The 23,810-nt window shown below is 57.2% G+C and carries 27 protein-coding genes and 2 pseudogenes; 10 read left to right on the top strand and 19 right to left on the bottom strand.

Going from position 1 to position 23,810, the window contains the following annotated elements; genetic code table 11:
- The first annotated feature begins 151 nt into the window (after positions 1-151).
- The 3 genes from IPJ12_12835 to IPJ12_12825 all read left to right on the top strand — a co-directional run bounded on the left by IPJ12_12835 (position 152) and on the right by IPJ12_12825 (position 2,319).
- Entirely contained in the window at positions 152-940 is a 789-nt protein-coding gene (locus tag IPJ12_12835; protein ID MBK7648009.1) for a trypsin-like peptidase domain-containing protein, read from the top strand.
- Between the two features lie 122 nt (positions 941-1,062).
- Entirely contained in the window at positions 1,063-1,425 is a 363-nt protein-coding gene (locus tag IPJ12_12830) for a response regulator (GenBank protein ID MBK7648008.1), read from the top strand.
- Positions 1,426-1,431: 6 nt separating this feature from the next.
- The gene (locus IPJ12_12825; protein ID MBK7648007.1) at positions 1,432-2,319 is read left to right on the top strand and encodes an alpha/beta hydrolase; all 888 of its coding nucleotides are present in this window, start codon (positions 1,432-1,434) and stop codon (positions 2,317-2,319) included.
- A gap of 301 nt (positions 2,320-2,620) precedes the next feature.
- Here IPJ12_12825 and IPJ12_12820 read toward each other — a convergent pair whose 3' ends face one another.
- The 4 genes from IPJ12_12820 to IPJ12_12805 are packed head-to-tail and all read right to left on the bottom strand — an operon-like array spanning position 2,621 to position 6,164.
- Positions 2,621-3,703, bottom strand: coding sequence for an NADH:flavin oxidoreductase/NADH oxidase (locus IPJ12_12820; GenBank protein ID MBK7648006.1), 1,083 nt, complete (start codon positions 3,701-3,703; stop codon positions 2,621-2,623).
- A 57-nt stretch (positions 3,704-3,760) separates the two neighbouring features.
- The gene (locus tag IPJ12_12815) at positions 3,761-3,964 is read right to left on the bottom strand and encodes a 4-oxalocrotonate tautomerase family protein (protein MBK7648005.1); all 204 of its coding nucleotides are present in this window, start codon (positions 3,962-3,964) and stop codon (positions 3,761-3,763) included.
- Complete coding sequence (locus IPJ12_12810; GenBank protein ID MBK7648004.1) at positions 3,964-4,947, bottom strand: oxidoreductase; 984 nt, start codon at positions 4,945-4,947, stop codon at positions 3,964-3,966. Before IPJ12_12810 ends, IPJ12_12815 begins: the two co-directional genes overlap by 1 nt.
- 14 nt (positions 4,948-4,961) lie before the next feature.
- Positions 4,962-6,164 (bottom strand): YbfB/YjiJ family MFS transporter, encoded by a 1,203-nt coding sequence (locus tag IPJ12_12805; protein MBK7648003.1) that lies wholly within the window; start codon positions 6,162-6,164, stop codon positions 4,962-4,964.
- A 99-nt stretch (positions 6,165-6,263) separates the two neighbouring features.
- Here IPJ12_12805 and IPJ12_12800 point away from each other — a divergent pair, with 99 nt between their 5' ends.
- Positions 6,264-7,124 (top strand): LysR family transcriptional regulator, encoded by an 861-nt coding sequence (locus IPJ12_12800; GenBank protein ID MBK7648002.1) that lies wholly within the window; start codon positions 6,264-6,266, stop codon positions 7,122-7,124.
- Positions 7,125-7,233: 109 nt separating this feature from the next.
- Here the strand turns inward: IPJ12_12800 and IPJ12_12795 are convergent.
- The 3 genes and pseudogenes from IPJ12_12795 to IPJ12_12785 form a co-directional block, all read right to left on the bottom strand.
- Positions 7,234-7,320, bottom strand: a pseudogene (locus IPJ12_12795) (PEP-CTERM sorting domain-containing protein).
- 898 nt (positions 7,321-8,218) lie between these two features.
- The gene (gene recG, locus IPJ12_12790; GenBank protein ID MBK7648001.1) at positions 8,219-10,264 is read right to left on the bottom strand and encodes an ATP-dependent DNA helicase RecG; all 2,046 of its coding nucleotides are present in this window, start codon (positions 10,262-10,264) and stop codon (positions 8,219-8,221) included.
- Between the two features lie 6 nt (positions 10,265-10,270).
- Positions 10,271-10,651: a RidA family protein gene (locus tag IPJ12_12785; GenBank protein MBK7648000.1), complete on the bottom strand. Its 381-nt coding sequence runs from the start codon at positions 10,649-10,651 to the stop codon at positions 10,271-10,273.
- A 53-nt stretch (positions 10,652-10,704) separates the two neighbouring features.
- On the opposite strand from IPJ12_12785, the gene IPJ12_12780 reads away from it, so the two are divergent.
- From IPJ12_12780 to IPJ12_12765, 4 genes are all read left to right on the top strand, one after another.
- Complete coding sequence (locus IPJ12_12780) at positions 10,705-11,031, top strand: tetratricopeptide repeat protein (GenBank protein ID MBK7647999.1); 327 nt, start codon at positions 10,705-10,707, stop codon at positions 11,029-11,031.
- 107 nt (positions 11,032-11,138) lie between these two features.
- Complete coding sequence (locus IPJ12_12775; GenBank protein MBK7647998.1) at positions 11,139-11,573, top strand: hypothetical protein; 435 nt, start codon at positions 11,139-11,141, stop codon at positions 11,571-11,573.
- Complete coding sequence (locus tag IPJ12_12770) at positions 11,574-12,116, top strand: hypothetical protein (GenBank protein MBK7647997.1); 543 nt, start codon at positions 11,574-11,576, stop codon at positions 12,114-12,116. It begins immediately after the preceding gene.
- 90 nt (positions 12,117-12,206) lie between these two features.
- Positions 12,207-12,548, top strand: a complete 342-nt coding sequence (locus IPJ12_12765) for a hypothetical protein (GenBank protein ID MBK7647996.1) — start codon at positions 12,207-12,209, stop codon at positions 12,546-12,548.
- Between the two features lie 5 nt (positions 12,549-12,553).
- Here IPJ12_12765 and IPJ12_12760 read toward each other — a convergent pair whose 3' ends face one another.
- The 4 genes from IPJ12_12760 to IPJ12_12745 are packed head-to-tail and all read right to left on the bottom strand — an operon-like array spanning position 12,554 to position 15,498.
- Positions 12,554-13,351: an SPOR domain-containing protein gene (locus tag IPJ12_12760; GenBank protein ID MBK7647995.1), complete on the bottom strand. Its 798-nt coding sequence runs from the start codon at positions 13,349-13,351 to the stop codon at positions 12,554-12,556.
- An 8-nt stretch (positions 13,352-13,359) separates the two neighbouring features.
- Positions 13,360-13,860, bottom strand: a complete 501-nt coding sequence (locus IPJ12_12755; GenBank protein MBK7647994.1) for a DUF2802 domain-containing protein — start codon at positions 13,858-13,860, stop codon at positions 13,360-13,362.
- Positions 13,861-13,881: 21 nt separating this feature from the next.
- On the bottom strand, positions 13,882-15,039 hold the full coding sequence (locus IPJ12_12750) for an outer membrane protein transport protein (protein MBK7647993.1): 1,158 nt from the start codon (positions 15,037-15,039) through the stop codon (positions 13,882-13,884).
- Positions 15,040-15,084: 45 nt separating this feature from the next.
- Complete coding sequence (locus IPJ12_12745) at positions 15,085-15,498, bottom strand: acyl-CoA thioesterase (protein ID MBK7647992.1); 414 nt, start codon at positions 15,496-15,498, stop codon at positions 15,085-15,087.
- Positions 15,499-15,602: 104 nt separating this feature from the next.
- Between IPJ12_12745 and IPJ12_12740 the strand changes: the two genes are divergently transcribed.
- Together IPJ12_12740 and IPJ12_12735 are read left to right on the top strand one after the other, a co-directional pair.
- The gene (locus IPJ12_12740) at positions 15,603-17,423 is read left to right on the top strand and encodes an ABC transporter ATP-binding protein/permease (protein ID MBK7647991.1); all 1,821 of its coding nucleotides are present in this window, start codon (positions 15,603-15,605) and stop codon (positions 17,421-17,423) included.
- Positions 17,424-17,532: 109 nt separating this feature from the next.
- Positions 17,533-19,074, top strand: a complete 1,542-nt coding sequence (locus IPJ12_12735) for a SpoIIE family protein phosphatase (GenBank protein ID MBK7647990.1) — start codon at positions 17,533-17,535, stop codon at positions 19,072-19,074.
- Between the two features lie 75 nt (positions 19,075-19,149).
- On the opposite strand, the gene rplQ is transcribed toward IPJ12_12735, so the two are convergent.
- The 8 genes and pseudogenes from rplQ to secY form a co-directional block, all read right to left on the bottom strand.
- Positions 19,150-19,548, bottom strand: a complete 399-nt coding sequence (rplQ, locus tag IPJ12_12730) for a 50S ribosomal protein L17 (GenBank protein ID MBK7647989.1) — start codon at positions 19,546-19,548, stop codon at positions 19,150-19,152.
- Between the two features lie 56 nt (positions 19,549-19,604).
- Positions 19,605-20,579 (bottom strand): DNA-directed RNA polymerase subunit alpha, encoded by a 975-nt coding sequence (rpoA, locus tag IPJ12_12725; protein ID MBK7647988.1) that lies wholly within the window; start codon positions 20,577-20,579, stop codon positions 19,605-19,607.
- A 23-nt stretch (positions 20,580-20,602) separates the two neighbouring features.
- A complete protein-coding gene (gene rpsD, locus IPJ12_12720) occupies positions 20,603-21,232 on the bottom strand; it encodes a 30S ribosomal protein S4 (protein ID MBK7647987.1) in 630 nt (209 codons plus the stop codon).
- 12 nt (positions 21,233-21,244) lie between these two features.
- Complete coding sequence (gene rpsK, locus IPJ12_12715; protein ID MBK7647986.1) at positions 21,245-21,634, bottom strand: 30S ribosomal protein S11; 390 nt, start codon at positions 21,632-21,634, stop codon at positions 21,245-21,247.
- Between the two features lie 12 nt (positions 21,635-21,646).
- Positions 21,647-22,009 (bottom strand): 30S ribosomal protein S13, encoded by a 363-nt coding sequence (gene rpsM / locus IPJ12_12710; GenBank protein ID MBK7647985.1) that lies wholly within the window; start codon positions 22,007-22,009, stop codon positions 21,647-21,649.
- Positions 22,010-22,060: 51 nt separating this feature from the next.
- The gene (rpmJ, locus tag IPJ12_12705; protein MBK7647984.1) at positions 22,061-22,174 is read right to left on the bottom strand and encodes a 50S ribosomal protein L36; all 114 of its coding nucleotides are present in this window, start codon (positions 22,172-22,174) and stop codon (positions 22,061-22,063) included.
- 75 nt (positions 22,175-22,249) lie between these two features.
- A pseudogene (gene infA, locus IPJ12_12700) lies at positions 22,250-22,393 on the bottom strand (translation initiation factor IF-1).
- A gap of 80 nt (positions 22,394-22,473) precedes the next feature.
- The gene (gene secY / locus IPJ12_12695; protein MBK7647983.1) at positions 22,474-23,796 is read right to left on the bottom strand and encodes a preprotein translocase subunit SecY; all 1,323 of its coding nucleotides are present in this window, start codon (positions 23,794-23,796) and stop codon (positions 22,474-22,476) included.
- Positions 23,797-23,810 lie beyond the last annotated feature (14 nt).

The following is a 23,810-nucleotide window of genomic DNA, read 5'->3' as shown; positions in this document are numbered from 1 at the left end:
ACCTGCTCACACAAACCGGAACCTGGTAAAACTCCCCTGACAAACGTTATGCAAATCGCCGCGGCTATGTGCAGTTACGCACCGAGCCCGGCCTACGATGCGCCTATACTGTCCATCTCACTGTTTCCTGCGACGCCACTCGCCATCCATCATGATCGAACCGATTCTGCTGTCTGCCGCACGCATCTCCACGTTCAATGAAAAAGTGCTGCTGACCAATGCAAGCGGCTTCTTCTTCGAGCGCGAAGATCGCCTGTTCCTGGTGACGAGCCGCCATGTGCTGTTCGGAAAGAAGGAAGAACACTTCCCGACCCGGATTGAAATCGAATTGCACACCAATGTGGACAACATTGCGGAATCCACCGGTTTCTCTATCCCGCTTTACCACGAAGGAAAGAGTCTCTGGCGTACCGGACTGGACGCCGTCGGTGAGATTGACGTTGCGGTAATCGAGCTTAACCGCAGCGCCCTCCCCAAAACTGCGGTCTATCGTGCCTTTAGTCCGCAACACCTGTTGAGCAGTCTTGATCTGGTTGAAGTTGGCTCATCGTTGCTGATTGTCGGCTTCCCTCTCGGCTTCCATGACGCCCTTCATCACACCCCGGTGGCTCGCCATGCAATCATTGCATCGTCATTTGGCCTGCGCTTTCAGGGGGAAGCTTTCTTTCTGACCGATGCCCGCACCCATCGTGGCAGCAGCGGCGCCCCCGTCGTCATGCGCATTGCCAAACCGCTGCCGGCACACGGCGATCTGCCATGGATGCTGCTCGGCATTCATTCGTCCCGATTCGATGTGGGCGACCGCGATTTGATCGAGGACGAGGCACTGGGACTGAACGGTGCCTGGTACGCCGACATCCTGATGAAACTGACCGAGAGTGCTCCACCCGCTCAAAAAGCCGTGACCAGCCCTTCGCCCTCAGGGAAGCCGCTCCGCTGATCGTCAATTCAGTGGCTCAGACCTGAGCCACTGTCCGTCTGCACAGCGCGCCGAACAATTGCGGCAGATCCCGAAAACGCGTGGCACAATCCCGGTAACTCAACTGCCAAGGCAGCTTCGCCATGACCACCATCCTGATCGTCGATGACTCCACCAGCATCCGCAATATGCTGAGAGCTACACTCCAACCGATGGGCTACCAAATTCTCGAGGCAGCCGGCGGTCGAGCCGGCCTTGAACAAGTCAAACAAGCCAGGATCGACCTCGTCATCTCCGACCAGAACATGCCTGGTCTGGATGGTCTGGGCATGGTCAAGGCGATTCGCGAAGGCACGTTGAATCAGAACGTCCCCATTCTGGTTCTGACCACTGAGACTTCTGATGAAATGAAAGCGGCTTTCCGCGCGGCCGGCGCCAGTGGCTGGATGTCCAAGCCGTTCACGCCGGAACGCCTGGAGGCGGCGTTGAAAAAGCTGCTGGCCTGACCGCCGATGCAGCCTTCGCGCGCGGAGTATCTCGATCTATCGGACGTTCGCCTGCACATCCGGCGCTGGGGCAACCCGCAGGCGCCGACGCTGTTCCTGCTGCATGGCTGGATGGACGTTTCCGCGTCATTCCAGTTTGTGGTTGATGAATTAGCGCAGGAATGGAACATCATCGCCCCCGACTGGCGGGGCTTCGGCGGTTCGGAATGGCTGAGCCGGCCCTATTTTTTTGCCGAACACCTGGGCGATCTCGACGCCATCCTGGATCGCTATGCGCCGCAAGGTCAGGTCAGGCTGGTCGGCCACAGCATGGGCGGCATTCTAGCCTGCCTCTATGCCGGCATTCGCCCCGAGCGCGTCGACAGCGTGGTGACGCTGGAAGGCTTCGGCATTGCGCCAACGACGCCGGACATGGCGCCTGAACGTTACCAGCAATGGATGGGCGCGTTGAAAAAGCCGCCGCGCATGCATGCCTACAAGGACCGTGCCGCCTTCGCTCGTCGCCTGCTGCACATGGACCGGTTCCTGACACCGGAGCGCGCCGAGTTCCTCGCCAAGCATCTGGCCCGCGTCGGCGATGGCGACACCCGCGGCGGCGACCGCCGTCATGGCATCATCTGGAACGGCGACCCGTGGCACAAGGCACCTTCGCCCTATCTGTTCCGCCTTGAAGAGTCGATGGCAATCTGGCGGCAGATCACCTGCCCGGTACTCTGGGTAGCCGGACGGCAATCATGGGTTGTCCGCGATTACGCCACCCGTCCCGGCGACTGGGAGGCCCGCCGCGCTTGCTTTGCCAATGTTCGTGAAGAATGGATCGATCAGGCCGACCACATGCTCCACCACGACCAGCCCACCGAAGTTGCGCGCTTGCTTGAGGCTTTTTTGACCTGAATGGCGCTTGCTGCGGTCAACCGGAAAAAACAGCAAAAATTGAAACTTTCAACATCAAAAAAGCCGGGGATCCCCGGCTTTTTTCTTAATGGTACGCCGTCTTGGACGACAGCTTCAGGCCCATCAAAATCGCCAGGCACAGAATGAGTACAGGAATACCAATACCAACGAATGAAAGCTCGTCCATGAATTACCTCATCAAAGTTAAATAAAATTTTTGAGCTGAGGTAGACAGCGCTCCCTGAAAAAGTTCCCACCGAGCGAAGCCGTGTTGGACCTGATGTTTCTTTACATCCAGACCTTAGCGCCCGGCCGAACCTACTGGCGCCGCACGAAGATACTGCTTGGGCCAGGCAGCTGTCTGGCTCAGTTCATGGGCAGCTTGCTCCGGCCAATACGGATTGCGCAGGGATTCGCGGCCGAGCAGAACCATGTCGGCCTGACCGCTGCGGATGATGTGATCAGCCTGGGCGGCCGATGTAATCAGCCCCACCGCTGCCGTCGGCAACCCGGCCTCGTGACGAACCCGCATCGCAAACTCGGTCTGAAAACCCGGGCCGGCCGGAATTTTGGCGGTTGGGACCAAACCTGCCGTCGACACATCGGCCAGGTCCACGTCAAGCCCCTTCAACTGACGGCACAGTTCAACCGTTTCATCGGCCGACCAGCCACCTTCTACCCAGTCAGTAGCAGACAGCCGAATCAGCAGCGGCAGTCGATCCGGCCAGACCGCCCGCAGCGCGGCGACGATTTCGCGCACCAGACGCGTACGATTGTCAAAACTGCCGCCATAGGCATCGGTGCGCTGATTCGCCAGCGGCGACAGGAACTGATGCACCAGATAACCGTGCGCCGCGTGGATCTCGATGGCCTGAAAACCGGCTACCAGGGCACGTTTTGCCGAGGCGACAAACAGGCCGATGATCTCGGCAATTTCAGGCACTGAAAGTTCGTGCGGCGGGATGTAAGCGTCACCAAACGCAATCGGCGACGGGCCCACCGGAATCCAGCCGCCTTCGTCCGAGGAGAGAGTTTTCTGCGCCTCCCAGCCCAGCCCAACGCTGGCCTTGCGCCCGGCATGGGCAAGCTGGATAGCCGGCACGCAGCCCTGTGCCTGCGCAAAACGGGCGATTCTGGCCAGGGGCTCGATCTGCTCGTCTTTCCATAAACCCAGATCACCCGGGCTGATCCGGCCAGTCGGCGTCACTGCCGTCGCTTCGAGAATCATCAGCGCCGCACCGCCGACGGCACGGCTGCCGTAATGAACAAAATGCCAGTCGCCGGCCATGCCATCCTCGGCCGAGTACTGGCACATGGGCGGAATGCCGATCCGGCTTTTGAGGGAGATTTCGCGCAGCTGCAGGGGTTCGAACAAGTGACTCATTATTTCAATTTTGACCAAAATTTCCGGTTGACCGTGGAGGTTTGAAAACAGGCATCCCTACGCACCACGCGCCCGCCGGACGGTGATCGACTCGCCCGCCACACCCCAGTTGTCGGTATCGACTTCATCGATGACAACCACCGTGGTATTCGGGTTCTTGCCGAGGACATCGACCAGCAATTGCGTTGCCCCGGCGATCAGCCGGGCTTTCTGCTCGGCCGTCGCCCCTTCGCGGGTAATCCGGATATTGACGTAAGGCATCAGCGGTTCACATCCACCACGACGCGACCGCGCACCTTGCCATCCATCAGTTGTGCCGCCGTCGGAATCGCCTCGGCCAGCGACACTTCGTGGGTAATCAGGCCGAGCTTCGCGACATCAAGATCGGCGGCCAGACGTTGCCATGCCACCAGACGCTCCGGACGCGGGCACATCACGCTGTCAATGCCGACCAGCGTCACGCCACGCAGAATGAAAGGCGCCACCGACGACGGAAAATCCATGCCGCCGGCCAGGCCGCAAGCCGTTACAACACCGCGATACTTGGTTGTCGCACAAATATTGGCCAGCGTATGGCTGCCGACCACATCAACCGCCCCCGCCCAGCGCTCCCTGCCCAGCGGCTTGCCCGGTGCAGAGAAGGCGCTGCGGTCGAGCACCTCGGTCGCGCCGAGCTGCTTCAGGTAATCGGTTTCTTCTGACCGGCCGCTGACGGCCACGACCGTATAGCCGAGCTTGGCCAGCACAGCTATCGCCACGCTGCCGACGCCGCCCGCCGCACCGGTGACGACGATTTCGCCATCCGCCGGCTTGACGCCCTGCCGCTCCAGCGCCATCACACACAGCATCGCGGTGTAACCAGCGGTGCCGATGGCGACAGCCTGTTTCTCGCTGAATGCGGCCGGCAGCGGTACCAGCCAGTCACCCTTGAGCCGCGCCTTTTGCGCCAGGCCGCCCCAATGGGTTTCGCCAACGCCCCAGCCATTGAGTACGACGCGGTCGCCAACCTTGTAATCCGGGTTATCGCTGGCTTCAATCGTCCCGGCAATGTCGATCCCCGGCACCATCGGAAACTTGCGCACCACCGGCCCCTTGCCGGTAATCGCCAGGCCATCCTTGTAATTGAGCGACGACATCGCCACCCGCACGGTCACATCGCCCTCCGGCAACTGGCTTTCGTCAATCTCCTGCACCGACGCGCGATAGCCGGCGTCATCCTTCTCGATCAGAATTCCCTTGAACATGTCCTGTCTCCGTTTCAGTGCTGCAAGCTGGGTTCGAGCGCCTGCATGGCGTCCCGCTTTTCTACAAATTTCAGTATAACCAAGAGCACGACGCCCACCACCATCACACCGGCAGCGATGTACAAGCCAATCGAATAGTTGCCCAACCTGGTGGCCAGCCAGCCGACGATGGCCGGCCCGATGATCTGTGCCACGCCATACGAAAGCGTCATCTTGCCCATCATTTTGGCCGGCCGCGTCGGGTAGTAACGCCCGGCCATGGTCAGCACCAGACTGACCATGCCGATAAAGGTCCCGCCAAACAGCAGGGCGCCGAACATCGTGGCAAAGAAGCCACCCACGGCCACGGGCAGGATGATGCCGATGATCTGCAGCACCGCCGCCAGAATCAGCGCATTGATGTCGCCGGTGTAGCGGGCGATCAGATCCCAGTTGAAGCAGGCCGGCGTCGCCGCCAGGCCAATGGCCAGGAAAGCCAGCGCCCCCTGCCCGGCCAGACCGGGCAAGTGGTCGACGATGGCGACGATGAAGGTGGCACTGATCACATAGCCAAAGCCGGCGCAGAAGTAGGAAGCCATGAAGATGCCGAGGAAGAGCTTGCTCGGCGGGTTGTCATGCATGGGCGCACCACTCTTGGTCACGGCGCTGGTATCCGGCGCCGGCAACCAGGCCAGCGCCGGCACGATCAGCACGCAGGCCATGGCCGACAAGGCAAACCACTGTTCGCGCCAGTCCAGCCAGCCCGTCATCAGCCAGACCGCCACCGAACACCCCGCGATCCCCAAGCCAATTCCGGCAAAATGAATGCCTAGTTCGGGTCGATGGTTATGCCGAATCAACCAGTTCAGAATCAGGCCGGTACCAAGCAGGATACCCGCCGCACTGCTCAGGCCAGCGATGTAGCGCGACAGCATCCAGATCAGCGGATCGCTGGTCAGGCCCATCATCGCCGTGCTGAGAATGGCAACCACCATGCCAATCCGGTACAAGCGATCCTTGAGGACCAGATCGCTGATCAAGGATGCGATCACCGCACCGGTCAGGTAGCCGGCGTAGTTCAGCGCCGCCAGCCAGCCCGCTTCGGCCAGCCCGAGTCCGGCCTGCTTCTGCATCAGCGGCAACAAGGGCGTATAAGAAAATCGGGCGACGCCCATCGCCAGGATCAAACTGAAAATCCCGGCGCTCAGCACCTTGAGGCGTTCTCTCTGTGTAGTCATGGGATATTCCCTTTGTTATTGGTAGACGAACAATAAACAGAGTAAAGTATCCATTCAAGTGATTTGTTTAGAAGCAACCATTCGTTTTTTGAGATACATATGGAACTCGTTGCCCTCAGAACCTTTCAGGCCGTCGTCGAAGAAGGCGGCATCCTCGCCGCCTCGCGCAAGCTGAACACCGTTCAATCAAATGTCACCGGCCGCATCCGGCGCCTGGAAGAAGAGCTGGGCGCCGAACTCTTCTTCCGCAAGGGGCGTGGCCTGGAGCTCGCGCCGTCGGGCAAGGTGCTGCTCGACTACGCACGACGCATGCTGATGCTGGAACGGCAGACCAGCGCTGCGGTGCGGCAGGTGGGTGAAAGTGCCGGCGAACTGCGCATCGGCGCCATGGAGACCTTCGCCGCCCTGCACCTGCCCAGCGCCCTGAAAGCTTTGCGCAACGAACATCCAGGTCTCGAATTGCGCGTTTCCACCGACACCACCAGCACCTTGACCGGCAAGGTCCTCGACCACAAGCTTGACTGCGCCTTCGTGGCCGGCCCGGTCATTCACCCTGATCTGCAATTTGACGAATTGATCATTGAAGAACTGGTTCAGGTGCACGCCGCCGGCACCGACCCCGTATTGCTGCCGCTGATCCTCTTCCGCGAAGGCTGCGCCTACCGCACCCGCGCCATCGCCTGGCAACGGGCGCAAGGCCACGCAGTATCAGATGCTATGGAGTTCGGCACGCTGGAAGGCATCCTCGGCTGCATCGCAGTCGGCCTCGGCTGGACACTGATGCCGCGCCGCGTCGTCGAGCAATCCAGCCATGCCGCCGACCTGGTTATCGAAACCGTGCCGGATGAGTTCAGCCGTGTCCCCACCGGCATGATCTACCTGCGCGCAGCGTCACCAATGGCTGCCCTGAAAACGCTGAGCGACGGGATTATCACGTCGGCCAAGCGTGCCAAAACTTGAGCAATGCCTGCTGCAAACCGATTAAACGATTGATAGGGCGCGGGGCCGGAAACGAAAAAGGACCGCATCCGCGATCCTATTTTCACATCAACTGACGAATGCTCAGTCGTCAAATCCTGGCTTTCCGTCTGCGAATCATCACGCCAAGCAGCCCCAGGCCGGCCAAGTACATGGCATAGCTTTCAGGCTCCGGCACGGGCAATATCCGGGTCTGTATCCCCCCGCAATCTGCACAACCTGGCTGAAAGACCGTCGCCACATTTCCGGAAATAGTCGCGTATTGCGGACCATCGACGTCACCCGCAATACCCCAATCGCCATTCCGGTCCCCCAGCGCAGTGGCCGTAATTTTGCCGCTGGCCGCATCCCAGGAATAAGTACCCCATTCAATCCCCGTATGCGCCGCGTCGCCAGGAACAACCTGCGCTGCTATGTAGCGCCCGTCGGCCAGGAAGGTGTTGACGCCATACTCACCGTCAGTCCAGGTACCGACAATTGCCGAAGACGGCGAAGACAGGATGCGGGTCAGCGTGCCTGAGCAACAGCCAGGCTGAAAGAGCGTCCCCGTGTTACCGGACACGGTCAGATACTGGATGCCATCAACATCGTTGGCCAAACCCCAGTTGCCATTCAGGTCACCCAACGAGGTGGCGTTGATTGCCCCGGTCGTTGCGTTCCAGGAATAAGTACCCCATTCGATCTGCGTATGGGCGGTGTCCAGCACGCCTGGGCTCGAGTGAAAGACGCCAGCATCCATATAACGTCCATCGGCCATGAGTGTAATGACTGATAACTCGTCGGCAGTGCTCCACAACCAGCTACCTACTGCCGAATCCGCTGCATGCGCCACGCTTGCTCCAGCCAGACAAACCAGGCTGAGTGACAGTGCTGCCATACGCTTCTTGAACATGGATACCCCCGATCGAATTGACTGTCTTGGACGCGAACAAACAACCCCAATTTCGCGTGTATTGCCGATCGATTTTGTTCACCCAAGTCACGACCCGCACGGCATAAACATACACCAAAATATACGGGCAACATTATTCAATCTGAAAATATTTTCAGCGTCGGATTTACGCCTCACCAAGGCGTCAGGACTTGAGTAATTCTTCCCGCGAACCGAGCCAGCGCTGCAGATGTTTCTCGGCCAGCGCCGGATGTTGCGTCAGCATTTCTTCGGCCACATCCCGCGCCATTTCGACCAGATCGGCATCCATTTCCAGATCGGCATAACGCAGCAATGGCACGCCGCTCTGCCGGCTGCCGACAAACTCGCCCGGGCCACGAATCTGAAGATCCTGACGAGCGATTTCGAAGCCGTCAGTATTCTCAAAAATAATCTTCAGGCGCTGCCGGGCAATCTCGCCCAATGGCCCGGCGTAGATCAGCACGCAACTCGATTCGTACTGGCCGCGCCCGACCCGGCCGCGCAGCTGGTGCAATTGCGAAAGGCCAAAACGCTCGGCGTGCTCGATGACCATCAGGCTGGCATTGGGCACATCGACGCCAACTTCGATGACCGTCGTCGCCACCAGCACGTCGATATCACCTGCAGCAAAAGCCGCCATCACGGCCTGCTTTTCGTCGGCCTTCAGCCGCCCGTGGACGAGTCCCACGGTCAACCCGGAAAATTGCTCAAAAAGGAAATCGTAGGTTTCCTGCGCTGTCTGGAGTTGAAGCGCCTCGGATTCTTCGATCAGCGGGCAGACCCAGTAAGCCTGTCGACCTTCCTCCACCGCTTTCCTGACGAAGCCGACGACGTCATCGCGCCGGTTGTCGGCCACCAGCCGCGTCTTGATCGGTGTCCGCCCGGGTGGCAGTTCGTCGAGCACCGTCACGTCGAGGTCGGCGTAATAGCTCATGGCCAAGGTGCGCGGAATGGGCGTGGCGGACATCATCAACTGGTGCGGGTTATCGCCTTTCTTGCGCAGCGCCAGCCGCTGGGCGACGCCGAAGCGGTGCTGTTCGTCAACGATAGCCAACCCAAGTTTGGCGAAATCGACCCCCTCCTGAATCAGCGCATGCGTGCCGACGACCAGTTGCGCCTCGGCTGCCGTCGCCGCCAGTTGCTCGCGCTTGGCCTTGCTTTTCAGGCTGCCGGACAGCCAAGCCACGCGAACACCGAGCGGTTCCAGCCACCCCTTCAGCTTCAGATAGTGTTGCTCGGCAAGGATTTCAGTCGGCGCCATGAAAGCTGCCTGCCAGCCGGCTGAAATCGCCTGACACGCCGCCAGCGCCGCGACAATGGTCTTGCCGGCGCCGACATCGCCTTGCAGCAAGCGCTGCATCGGGTATGGCTGCGCGAGGTCATCGGCGATTTCCGCCATCGCCCGCAGTTGTGCTCCGGTCAGCCCGAATGGCAACTTGTCCAGCAGGCGTGCCCCCAGATCATCCTGCGCCACCAGCACCGGCGCCCCCTGTTCACGGCGCGCCAGATAGGCGCGGCGCAAGGAGAGTTGCTGGGCCAGCACTTCGTCGAACTTGACCCGTCGCCAGGCCGGATGGTTACGGGCATGCAGAGTATCAAGATCGGTACCCGGCGGCGGCGTATGGAGGAAACGCAGACTGCGGGCCAGCCCGGGCAGTTTCAGTTGCTGACGTAACGCTTCAGGTAGCGTTTCAGAGAGATCGCCGACGGCCAAGGCCTTGCCAATCAGCTTTTGCAGCGCGGAATTGGCCAATCCCGCGGTCGACGGGTAAATCGGCGTCAATTCGACAGGTATAGGCTCGTCTTCGCCGACCTTGCGGAAACGCGGGTGCACCATTTCTACACCAAAGAAGCCACCGCGCGCCTCGCCAAACACCCGCAGGCGCGAGCCTTCGCTCAGCGCAGCCTGCTGGCTGGGGTAAAAACTGAAGAAACGCAGCGTAATTTCGCCACTCTCGTCCGCCGCTCGCACAATCATTTGCCGGCGTGGTCGAAACTGGATTTCGTTGCTCTGAACGACGACTTCGATCTGCACCGGTTCGCCGCCTAAAGCGCCATTGACCGGCGTGATGCGGGTCTCGTCCTCATAGCGAAGCGGCAGATGCACCAGCAAATCGGCCTCGCTGTGGAGGCCGATCTTGGCGAGCTTCTTCTGCAGCGCCTCAGAGGCGCGAATCGGCGGAGAAGGCGGGACCGAAGCCCCGGTCATCGTCATTTAGCCGATGAACATCACCGCATCGGCCTCAACCAAAGCACCGCGCGGCAATTCCTTGACCCCCACCGCAGCACGGGCCGGGAAAGGCTCGCTGAAATACTTGGCCATGGTTTCATTAACTTTGGCGAAGTTGGCCAGATCGGTCAGGAAAACGTTGAGCTTGACCACATCGGCCAGCGAACCACCCGCCGCCGCAGCCACGGCCTTGAGATTTTCAAATACGCGAACGATTTGTGCGTCGATTCCGTCTACCATCTGCATGGAAGCCGGATCGAGCCCGATCTGCCCGGACATGTAAACGGTGTCGCCGACACGCACGGCTTGCGAATAGGTACCGATGGCAGCCGGGGCGTTCGGGGTGGCGATGATGGTCTTGGCCATGAGTAAGCTTCCTTTATCCGGATTGCAAAACCCTATTTTAGCCTTGGAAGCCCATGAACCCACGTATCGAATCCCTGGAAAAAATGCTCGGCGGCCCGCGCGATGGCGCCCTGCTCCGCTTCTCGCTCGGCAATGAATATTTGAAAGCGGGCGACCCAGCCGAAGCCGCCGCCTGCTTCAAAGAAGCTGTCGACCGCGACCCGCAATATTCCGCCGCCTGGAAAGCACTTGGCAAGGCGCGAGCCGAAGCAGGCGACAACATCGGTTGCCTGACTGCCTATGAACAAGGCATCGCTGTGGCAGAAGCCCGCGGCGACATCCAGGCGGCGAAAGAAATGACGGTATTTGCCAATCGCGTCCGCAAGGCTTTGGGGCAATAGACACGTTACGGCAACCCCCAGAATGAACGACCTCTGAGCCAAGTCAAAAACGCTGCTGAACAATCGGAATAGGCTGACGCTATTCATCAATCAAGGAGGAAGGGATCATGACAAAATTTGTGAAGCTGGCGATTCTGTTCGGACTTGTTGCCTCCCTGATGACGGGTTGCGCGGTCAACCGTGCGACAGGCAGCGTTGACCCGTCGGCCAATCTTTCATCGATCAAGAGCATGTACGTCAAGAAGCTCGCCGACGACGACAACACTTATGCACTGATCGCCGACAAGCTGCGCACCAAGGGCGTGACAGTCACCACCGGTAGCGAAGCAGCCCCGGCCGGAGTCGATGCCGTGGTTACCTACCTCGACAAATGGATGTGGGACATCACCATGTACATGCTGGAGTTGACCATCACCATTCGCGACCCGAAAACCGATTTTCCACTGGCAACCGGCAACTCCTTCCATACCTCTCTGACACGCCTTTCTCCAAAGGAAATGGTGAATGAAGTCGTCGACAACATTTACAAGGGAGCCAAGTAAATGATCGGTCCTGCCATGCACTCAAAGCGGCTTCTTGCAATCGCAGCTTCAATATTGATCCTTGGCGCTTGTGCCTCTCCGGCCGACCGCTCGGCGATGACACCGCAGAACCTCATTATCAACAAGCACCATCCTTACAGTTTGGGTGTACAAACCAGCGGAGGCGCAGAAACCGGTGCCCTGGACAGCAGCAACATCGCAAACGCTGATCTAAAGGCGGCTATTGAATTAGCAGTTACCCAGAGCCAACTGTTCAAACGCATCGTATCGGGCAACGATGGCGACTACGAACTGAGCGTACGAGTGATCAGTCTTTCAAAGCCTCTATTCGGCGGAACATTCACCGTGGATATGGAAACGGCCTGGTCTCTGACCAAAGTCAGTGATCGCTTGGTTGCCATGCGCAAATCCGTGAAATCAAGCGGCACCGCGACCATGAGCGACGCATTCGCAGCTGTCACCCGCCTGCGCCTGGCCGTTGAGGCAGCAAGCCGCAACAATATCGAGCAGGGCATCAAAGCAATCGCTGAGCTGAACCTCTAACGATTTGTTACAAACTAACCCGGCTTCAACGTATGCCGGGAGGAGTGTGCTTGCGTTAATTGCTTACGTAACCACAGGAAGCACATCCCAATGAACCTCAAGCAAACCATTATCCGTCTCAGCCTGGCCTCGGTAATCCTCGGCACACTGGGTGGTTGCGCCGTGGTTCCTTATCAAACGGGTTATCGCCGTGCACCGCCGGTATACGTCGAAAGCTACCCGGCCTATGGCTACTCGGGTCCTAACGTTTATTACGGCGACGGTCGCCAGCGCTACGACGACCGAGGCGGCAGGTACTACGATGATCGGCGCTACGACAATCGACGTTATGAAGAACCGCGCCAACGGGATATGCCGTTGCCACCGCCCCTGGAACTGCATCGGGAAATCCGGCGCAGCCTTGGCCTGCCGCGCCTGCCAGGCATGCCCTGAACGGGCTAGTTTTTGCCTCTGGGCGGCACGAGAATGGTCTCGACGCCCAGTTCCTTTAGCTTGGACTGTGCGGCCTCCGCCTCTTGCTTGGTCTTGAACGGGCCGACCTGAACCCGTGTTTCCAAGGAAGAGGGAACACCGCTCAGCGTCAGGCGCGCATGCAATTCCTCAGCACGCTGAACACTGGAAAACACCCCTGCCTGCAACAAGAAACCAGAGAATAGCCGAGAGACGGCGGGTGCCGCGACGCTAGCTGGCTTTGCCTCCAGAACTCGGGCTGAGGGCTTGGTGGCCACCGGCTCGACGGGAACATGCGCTCGTTGTAGCGCCGGTGTGCTTTCTGGTGCAGGCGCCCCCTCAGACTCCGGCAGACCCTGCTGGATGACAGGCGCCGTACTCCGTACAACCGCTGTTTTTTGGCTTGCTACGGTCGACGGGGATTTTTGCCGATTTTCCGAAACTGCATCCGGCTTGGCCTCGACAACAGCCGGCACATTCGCTTCGACAGTAGGCGAAGGCGACTTTTCAACCGGTGCTTCGGTCTTTTCAGGCACCGGTGGCTCTGGCAGATTGTCCACTGGCGTCACCGGCTGGATCAGCTGCTTTTTCGGCACAACCGGGACAGGCTTGGTAAACACCATCCCTTCGGAATCATCCGGTGCGGTGGACAGATAATCGAAGAAGGCCAACATGCCTAGCAGCAAGGCGACCAACACGGCAGCAACCGCCAGACGGGTAATCAGCTTGCTGCGGATATCGCCTGCGTGTTCTTCGTTATCCGCCACTTTTTCTTGTTCTGTCATTCCCTACCTCAGCGATCCTGGCTTTTGGCCAGAGCGACAACCAGTTCTGCTTCGGCCCGCGCGATGCCACAACGTTCGGCAATCGCCAGCGGGTCGTAACCGGAGGCAGCCATCTGCATCGCATCACCATAAATCGGGGAAACCGTCTGGCTGGCTCGCAGATGAGCCAATTCGTGCAACATGTCATCACGCAGGGCAGCCAGTTCGCCACGCATGGCATCGACTTCATTGCGCAACTGGTCAAGCTCCTGTTCCAGCCCGCTACGCAGGGCGCCGCCCGCGATTTCTTCGGAGGCCTGTGCCCACTTTTCGTCGATTTCGGCAACATGTGGTGGCAACTGGTCTGAGACTACCAACGGCGCCGTGGACTCGGCATTAGTGCTCGACGGCTTGCGCAAGCGGCGCATGCGCCAAATAACAAAAGCCATGTAGACCGCGACCAGCGCGATCAGGATCATCACGCCTTCACGCAGCCCCAGCGTCATGCCGCCCAGTTCAAGCGCCGGCATTTTGCCCCCTGCGCCGTCAGTTTAGAAACCCACCGAATATTGCGCACCCAGCACATGGGCACTGGCGTCGTACTTGCCGAGCAGGCCGGGCTGGGAAATGACGGGGTCGAGGACATAAAGATAGGAATAACCAACATCAACCTTGCCGTAGCTGCCGGTATTCCACTGGCCACCCAGCGAGAGCCACAGGCGGTTGTTATCCGGCACACGCGGAGAACGGTATTGATCGCGCACCGGCGTGCGGTCAAAGGCAATGCCAAACTTGACTTTGGCGGACTGGCTGGCCTTGTAAGCGGCGCCCCAGGCAAAGCGCCAGGAATTTTCGTAATTGAAAACCTCGGGGGCACCAATCGGCGCACCGGAATTCCGGCTAACCACGGTCAGACTGTCCAGAGAGCCCCAGCGCGTATAGGAAAGATCACCCATCGCTTCCCAGCGATCAGACACCTGCTGCCACACAGACAGGATAAAGGTGTCCGGCAACTTGACATCGGCTCGGATCGGAAGCGACCCGTTGAGTGTGCCTTCAAGGGTGTATTTGATTGGAGAGCGATAGGAAACGCCGACTCGCATGGCAGGAGAAAGGGTGAACAATGCACCCGCATTCCAGCCCCAGGACGTATCGTCGCCTTTGAGATCAACGCCAGTTCTGGTCAGTTCCGCATCAATTTTCTGGTAATTCAGGCCAAAGCCCAGCGATACCTTGTCGTTGACCCGGTAGGCAATGGACGGATTGAGGTTGACCGTGGTGATTTTTGATTTGATGGCGATAAGCCGTCCGGCCCAGGCACTGTCATATTCGGTAGCCAGCCCGAATGGTGCTGACACGCCAACGCCGACAAATAGATCTTTAGTCAGTTGGCCGGACAAATAGGCGTTGGGAACCGCGCCCCAGCTACCTGCATCGCCGCCTGATTTCACCCCGGCCTGATCGCGATATTCGTAATTCGGCCGAACACCGGTCAAACCAGCAGAAAGCTGGTATCCGCCGAGTTGGGTCATCCCTGCCGGATTAAAGTATATCGTGCTGGCGTTGTCCGCCACTGCAGCTGAGCCGGCATAGGCAGTGCCAAGGCCGCTGGCATTCTGTTCCAAAAGCTGAAAAGCGGCGGCAGAAGCAGCACCGGAAAACGCAACCAGCAACAAGGCAGGTAAAGCGCGCAGGGTCATTTTATTCATTGGATAACTCCCTAACAAACGGGGTAATTGATTAACCCTTGGATTTTAGACCATTTTCGTTGAGTTTTCGGGCGGAACCTTACGCTTCATACCGTCGCCATCAATCGCCACATAGGTCAGCTCCGCTTCCGTCACCTTGACGATGATCGGCGCCGCGTAATTGCGCTCGGCATAAACCTCGACCTTGACCGTGATTGAAGTCGAACCAACCCGGACTATATCAGCGTAGAAACTGACAATGTCCCCGACCGAAATGGGCTGTTTGAAAAGAAAAGAGTTCACCGACACCGTGGCGACACGACCTTGCGCTCGATGCATGGCGGGAATAGCCCCTGCTACGTCGACATGAGCCATGACCCAACCACCAAAAACATCACCATGCGGGTTGAGTTCGGCGGGCATAGGCATGAGACGCAGCGTGCAGTGCTTGTTGGGGAGCGTGAGACGGTCAACCGGCATATTTGTCCAAAATCGAAATGTCTGGTGATTTTCCCGGAAAGCGGGCAGTTTTCATATACTCGCAGAAATTACTTCAAACGTTTACTTCCCCGTCAGGCTTCATTATGCGCCGCAGCACCGCCCTCCCCAAACCGCCCGCCGGGCAACCGCTGCCCGACAGTCATATCTGGCTGACCCTGCGTACACTATTCCCCTACCTGTGGCGTTACCGGCTGCGCGTGGTGGCCGCGATGGCCTGCCTGATCGGGGCCAAGGTAACGAATGTCAGCGTACCGTTGATATTCAAGGAGATGATCGACAGCCTTTCCGTCACCGAGCAACGGCTTGCCTTGCCGATTCTGCTTCTGATCCTGTATGGCGTCCTGCGCTTTTCGACCTCCCTGTTTACCGAGTTGCGCGAAATTCTCTTCGCCCGCGTCACGCAACGCGCCGTCCGCCAAGTGTCACTGGAGGTTTTTCGCCATCTGCATGCACTGTCACTGCGCTTTCATCTGGAACGGCAAACCGGTGGCATTTCGCGCGACATCGAACGCGGTAGCCGCTCGATCTCCAGCCTGATCTCCTACACACTTTACTCAATCCTGCCGACGCTGGTCGAAATGGGGCTGGTACTCGGCATACTGTTCTTCAAATACGATATCGGCTTCGTCTTGATTACGCTGGTCTCGCTGGTCAGCTACATCGTTTTTACTGTCAAAGTCAGCAACTGGCGCATCGACATCCGTCGTGCCGTGAATGAAAGCGACTCGGCCGCCAATACACGCGCCATCGACAGCCTGCTCAACTACGAGACGGTCAAATATTTCAACAACGAAACCTGGGAAGCCCGCCGCTACGACGAACAGCTGCTCAAATGGGAGGAAGCGGCCACCCGCAGCCAGACTACACTGGCCACCCTAAACATCGGCCAGCAGGCCATTATCGCCCTTGGCGTCACGGCAATGATGTGGCGCGCCGCAAGCGGCGTGGTAGACGGGCAAATGACAATCGGCGACCTCGTACTGGTCAACGCCTTCCTGATTCAACTCTACATTCCCTTGAATTTTCTCGGCGTCGTCTATCGTGAAATTCGCCAGGCACTGACCGATATCGAGCGGATGTTCCGGTTACTTGGGGAAAACCGGGAAATTGCGGACGCACCCGATGCTCGCGATCTGCCCACCGGCCCCTTGCAAATAAATTTCGATGCCGTGGATTTTTCCTATGAACCGAATCGGCAGATCCTTAACAGCCTCAGCTTTGTCATCCCGCCGGGCAAGACTGTCGCGGTGGTCGGCCACTCCGGCGCCGGCAAATCAACGTTGTCGCGACTGCTCTACCGTTTTTATGATGCCACCGGCGGCGCCATCAGGATCAACGGCCATGACCTGCGCAATCTGAAACAAGGCAGCCTGCGTGCGGCGATTGGCATCGTGCCGCAGGATACCGTGCTATTCAATGACACCATCTTCTACAACATCAACTACGGTCGCCCGGAAGCAAGCCGCGATGAGGTCTTTGCCGCTGCGCGCGCGGCCCAGTTGCATGGCTTCATCGAGTCTCTCCCGCTCAAATACGAAACTCGCGTTGGCGAACGCGGCCTCAAGCTATCCGGTGGCGAGAAGCAGCGCGTCGCTATTGCCCGTGCTTTGTTGAAAAATCCACCCATCCTGATTTTTGACGAGGCCACCTCTGCGCTTGACTCTGCGACAGAACGAGCCATCCAGGGCCAACTTGAACAGGTTGCGATTGGTCACACTACGCTCGTCATCGCCCACCGCCTTTCCACGGTAATGAATGCCAACGAAATCCTGGTCATGAGCGAGGGGCGCATCATTGAGCGTGGTACTCATGGGGCTTTGCTCTCAGCCAATGGAACCTACGCGCGAATGTGGGTGCTGCAACAACAAGAAGACCGGAACACCAAGGCAATCGCAGGCGAATAGCAACCAGTCCACTTATCGGGCCGAGGTCGCATGATACGATTGCCTTCCGGAACAAACCACCGCATTAACCCGGCTTTGTCGCCAAGTTGACCGCGAGCAAGACTCGACCATGAATTCGATAATGACCAAGATAAAGGTGCTCGCAGTTGATGACAACCGCACCAACCTGCACATTCTTCAGGTTTTCCTGAAAAAACTCGGACATGACGTCGTTCTCGCTGAAAACGGCGAAGAAGCTGTGCGCAAGTTCGAATCGGAGTCTCCAGATTTGGTATTGCTGGACATCATGATGCCGGTTATGGACGGCTTCGAAGCTGCTCGCCGCATCAAAGCGATGACCCGAGACCGATGGACCCCGGTCATTTTTCTCTCAGCCCTCAATCGCGATGAGAATCTAGTCGAAGGACTTGATGCTGGTGCCGACGACTATCTGACCAAACCAATCAATTTTGTCGTTCTCGAAGCGAAATTACGGTCCATGCAACGCTCCCTCGCGTTGCAGCAGCAGTCAATCGAATCACTACGGCGTGTTCAAACCATTTCGGACAACGTGCTTGACGCAATCATTACAAGCGACGAAGACGGGAAAATCGTTTCAGTAAATCAGTCCACTGAACGTATTTTCGGCTGGAGCAGCGCCGAAATGGTTGGAAAAAACATATCCATGCTGATGCCGGCGACTGCTGCTTCTGGAGACGAAGAGGCTGTTAGAAATTTTGGATCAGTCAATCTGCAACTGACTATCGGCCAAGAGCGAGAGATCGAAGCGCTACACAAGGATGGCCACCTGTTTCCCGGCACGATTTCCCTATCCCAGATCACTCTCGAGAATCAACGAATGATCATTGGTGTCATTCGGGATATATCTGAGCGCAAGCGAACCGAGCAAAAGCTCCGCGAAAATGCTAGGCAACTACAAACTTATTTTGACCAGACACAGGCAGAACAGCAGCTAGCGCTTCGCTTGATGGAAAAGCAGTTGCACCGTAGTGAATTACAAGACCCCCGACTACGCTACAAAGTAATCGCAGCAGAAAATTTCAGTGGCGATATCGTCGCTGCATCCCGATCCCCTGACGGTCGTTTTTACGCATTACTCGCAGACGCCACAGGCCATGGCCTAACTGCAGCGATCAGCGTGCTGCCGGTCTTGGCGTTGTTCTATCGCATGACCACCCGAAGTCGATCTATTCGCGATATCGTGCTGGAACTTAATCAGCAGCTAAAGCAATCGATGCCAATTGGTCGATTTGTAGCAATTACATTGTTGAGCCTGGACGAAACAACCCGCAAGGGAGATATCTGGGTTGGCGGAACGCCGGAAGCGTTTCTATTCGACCGTTGGGGACGTGTTGCACAACGATTCCCGTCAGACAATCTCCCGCTTGGCATCGTTAATAATAACGAACTGGGAGGAGATCCGCATCACTTCAGCTGGGAAGCCGAAAGCCAACTTGTTCTTTGCTCGGATGGACTGCTCGAAGCGACCAACCCGGACAATATTCAATTTGGCGCTGAAGGCCTGATCGCCGCAGCAGCGAATACCTCACCTTCCAGCCGATTCGAAAAAATCGAGACAGCACTCATTCGTCATCAGAGCACCTGCCCGGCGAGCGACGATATTTCTCTGATGTTAATCGACTGCCCATGATATCGCAGAAGATTGCACCCATTAAAAAGGCCGGAAATTCCGGCCTTTTTAATTTCAAAGAAGCATCCAGCCCTATCAGGCGGCGGTCTCTTCAATTTCAACTGCTTCCGTAATTTCCGGACGATCGACCAGCTCGACGAACGCCATCGGTGCATTGTCACCAACACGGAAACCACACTTCAAAATGCGAAGGTAGCCACCCGGGCGAGTTGCGTAACGCGGGCCGATTTCGGCGAATAACTTGACCACGATATCGCGGTCACGCAGACGGTCAAAAGCCAGACGCTTGTTAGCCAGCGTCGGAGTCTTGCCGAGGGTGATCATTGGTTCGACAACACGACGAAGTTCCTTTGCTTTCGGCACGGTGGTCTTGATAGCCTCGTGCTTGAGCAGGGAAACAGTCATGTTGCGCAGCATCGCCAAACGATGGCTGCTGGTACGGTTCAGTTTGCGAAGTCCATTGCGGTGACGCATGGTTAATCCTTTCTATATTCTGCAGGCGTCCCTTGACGACCCGTGCTGAAAAAGGCTTACGCCTTTTCCAGACCGGCGGGCGGCCAATTCTCCAGTTTCATGCCAAGCGTCAAACCACGAGCGGCCAAAACTTCCTTGATCTCGTTAAGAGATTTGCGACCCAGATTCGGAGTCTTGAGAAGTTCATTTTCGGTACGCTGAATCAGATCGCCAATGTAATAAATGTTCTCGGCCTTCAGGCAGTTCGCGGAACGAACCGTCAGTTCAAGATCATCTACCGGGCGGAGCAGAACCGGGTCAACCTGAGCCGGCTTGGAAGCCTCGGCCACAGGAGCGGTGCCCTCCAGATCGGCGAAGACCGAAAGCTGCTCCATCAGCACGCGTGCGGCGTAGCGGATGGCTTCTTCCGGCTCGACAACACCGTTGGTTTCGATATCGACAATCAACTTGTCCAAATCAGTACGCTGTTCGACGCGAGCGCTTTCAACCGAGTAGGCAACGCGACGAATCGGGCTGAAAGAAGCATCCAGCACGAGTTTGCCGATTGTCTTGGCATCGCCGAGATTGCGCATATTGCCAGGCACATAGCCACGGCCTTTTTCCACCTTGATCTCCATCGACAGCTTGCCGCCGGTAGAGAGGTGAGCAATCACGTGTTCCGGATTGATGATTTCCACATCGTGCGGCAATTCAATATCGCCGGCACGGACGGGGCCTTCACCTTCCTTGACCAATTTCAGATTGACAACGTCACGATTGTGAAGCTTGAATACGACGCCTTTGAGATTCAAAAGGATGTCAACGACATCTTCCTGAACGCCATCAACGGTGGAGTATTCGTGAAGAACGCCATCGATACCAACCTCAGTCGGTGCGTACCCGACCATCGAGGACAGAAGGATGCGACGCAGCGCGTTGCCAAGGGTGTGGCCATAACCGCGTTCGAACGGCTCCATGACCACTTTGGCTTGCACGGGCGAAACACTCTGCACGTCGATAATACGGGGCTTAAGAAGTCCACTGCTTTGCATGGGCTAGATCCTCTGCTCAGTGCTTACTTCGAGTAAAGTTCGATGACGAGACCTTCATTCAGGGTCGCCGGCAGCTCAGAGCGCTGCGGCATGGCCTTGAATGTGCCCTTGCCTTCCTTGATATCCACAGAAATCCACTCTGGGAAACCGCGAGACTCTGCAGCTTCCAGCGCAGCCTTGCAACGCAAGGACGCACGTGCACGATCGGTCAACTGGACGACATCACCAGGCTTGACGATAAAGGAAGGGATGTTGCAGCGCTTGCCGTTTACCAGAACGCCGTTGTGGCGAACGATCTGACGGGATTCGGTACGCGAGGCACCAAAACCCATACGGTAGGCAACCGAGTCCAGACGGGCTTCAAGCAACTGAAGCAGATTTTCACCAGTCTGGCCTTTGCGACGATCAGCTTCGGCAAACGTCTTGCGGAACTGGCCTTCCAATACGCCGTAAACACGACGGATCTTCTGTTTTGCGCGCAAATGGACGCCATAGTCAGACAGGCGAGCACCTGATTTTTGACCATGTTGACCAGGAGCGTACGAGCGACGCTCAATGGCGCACTTGTCGGTAAAACACTTTTCGCCCTTCAGGAACAGCTTTTCGCCTTCGCGGCGGCACTGACGGCATTTCGGATCGAGATTACGAGCCACTTGTCTTTCTCCTTAGATGCGGCGCTTTTTGGGCGGACGGCAACCGTTATGCGGCACCGGCGTCACGTCGGAAATAGCGGTGATCTTCATGCCCAGCGCATTGAGTGCGCGGACCGACGATTCACGACCAGGACCTGGGCCCTTGATACGCACTTCCAGATTCTTGACGCCGCATTCTTGAGCAGCCTTACCGGCGGCTTCAGCAGCAACCTGGGCAGCGAACGGCGTGGACTTACGCGAACCGCGGAAGCCTGCGCCACCCGATGTCGCCCAGGACAATGCATTGCCCTGGCGGTCGGTAATGGTGATGATGGTGTTATTGAACGATGCGTGGATGTGGGCGATGCCCTCAGCGACGTTCTTTTTAACCTTTTTGCGAACTTTGGTAGCAGTCTTTGCCATGTTCTGTCCCTATTACTTCTTGCCAGCAATGGCCTTGCGCGGACCCTTGCGAGTACGAGCATTGGTCCGGGTGCGCTGACCACGGCAGGGCAAGCCCTTGCGATGGCGCAGACCACGGTAGCAACCGAGGTCCATCAAGCGCTTGATGTTCATTGTGACTTCGCGGCGCAGATCACCTTCTACGGTGAATTTGCCCACTTCGTCACGCAGACGATCCATGTCCGCATCGGACAGGTCCTTCATTTTGGTAGAACGAACGATGCCGGCCGCGTCACAGATTTTCTGTGCGCGGGTACGGCCGATGCCGAAAATCGCAGTCAGAGCGATTTCTGCATGCTGATGGTTCGGAATGTTTACCCCTGCAATACGGGCCATTGAATCACTCCAATATTTCCAAAATTAACGAATGCCGGACTCACCAGGAAATCAACCCTGGCGCTGCTTATGACGCGGATCCTTGCAAATGACGCGAACGACACCCTTGCGACGGATAACTTTGCAATTGCGGCAAACGCGCTTCACTGAAGGTTGCACTTTCATGTTTTACTCCTCGTCTGCGAGAGCTTGGAAGCAGCCGTGATTCCTTGCCCTGCGGTTTATTGCGTAGAGAACTCTTTACTCGGCCCGGAAAACTATCCGGGCTTTGCTTAAATCGTACGGCGTTAATTGCACGGTTACCTTATCCCCAGGAAGAATTCGTATGTAGTGCATACGCATCTTTCAGGAAATAAAATCCAGCACAACGTGGCCATTTTCCAACTTGACCTTGAAGGTCGCATTTGGGAGGTTTTCAACGACCTCACTTGAATTTCCATGTAATCATCTTTTGCCATAGGCGATTACTTGATCATCGGCGAGCCTTTGAAATTTGCCTTTTTCAGCAGGCTTTCATATTGGTGGGACATGACGTATGCCTGAACCTGCGACATAAAATCCATGGTCACAACAACGATAATCAGCAACGACGTACCGCCGAAATAGAACGGCACATTCCACTTTAAAATCAAGAATTCCGGCAACAGGCAAACGACAGTGATGTAGGCCGCGCCAATCAGCGTCAGGCGCATCAAGATCTTGTCGATGTAGCGAGCAGTTTGTTCACCCGGACGAATACCAGGAACAAATGCACCACTCTTTTTCAGGTTATCCGCCGTCTCCTTGGAGTTGAACACAAGGGCGGTATAGAAAAAACAGAAAAATACGATTGCCGAGGCGTAAAGCATTACGTAAATCGGCTGGCCCGGCGACAAGGTGCCAGCGACGTCCTTCAACCAGTGCATTGATTCGCTAGCACCAAACCAGTTAGCGACGGTCGCCGGAAACAGGATGATTGAGGAAGCGAAGATCGGCGGGATAACACCGGACATATTCAACTTGAGTGGCAGATGCGAACTCTGACCACCATAAATCTTGTTTCCAACCTGGCGCTTGGCGTAATTCACCAAGATCTTGCGCTGACCACGCTCAACGAAAACTACGAACGCGGTAACGAGGACGACCAGAACGCAAATAATCAACGCCGTAAGGGGATGCATCGCGCCAGTTCGAACCAGTTCGAGCAACCCACCGATCGCATTAGGAAGGCCCGCAGCAATCCCAGCAAAGATAATGATCGAGATGCCGTTGCCTAAACCACGCTCGGTAATCTGCTCCCCAAGCCACATCAGGAACATCGTACCGGTTAGTAACGTGGACACCGTGGTCAGACGGAACATGAAGCCAGGATCGTTAACCAGCCCGGCCTGCGCCTCAAGCGCCACAGCGATACCAAGACCCTGGAAGAGCGCAAGGACGACGGTGCCGTAGCGGGTATATTGCGTGATTTTGCGCCGCCCAGCCTCACCCTCTTTTTTAAGGGCTTCAAGTTGCGGGCTAGCAACACTCATCAGTTGCATGATGATCGACGCCGAAATGTACGGCATGATCCCCAGTGCGAAAATTGTAAATCGCGACAAAGCGCCACCCGAGAACATGTTGAACATGCCCAGAATGCCGCCCTGTTGCGAATTAAAGAGATCGGCCAGAGCATTGGGATCAATCCCGGGAACCGGAATATGGGCGCCAATGCGGTAAACAACCAGCGCGCCAAGCAAGAACCAGAGCCGGCGCTTTAGATCGCCGAACTTTCCGCCCTTGCCAACGGTATTAGGATTTGCAGCCAAAATTCTAACCTTTC

The organism is Betaproteobacteria bacterium, from assembly GCA_016709965.1.
Classification (GTDB): Bacteria; Pseudomonadota; Gammaproteobacteria; order Burkholderiales; family Rhodocyclaceae; genus Azonexus; species Azonexus amarohabitans.
Note: the sequence above shows the minus strand (reverse complement) of the source record. Positions and strands in the feature narration are given on the sequence as shown.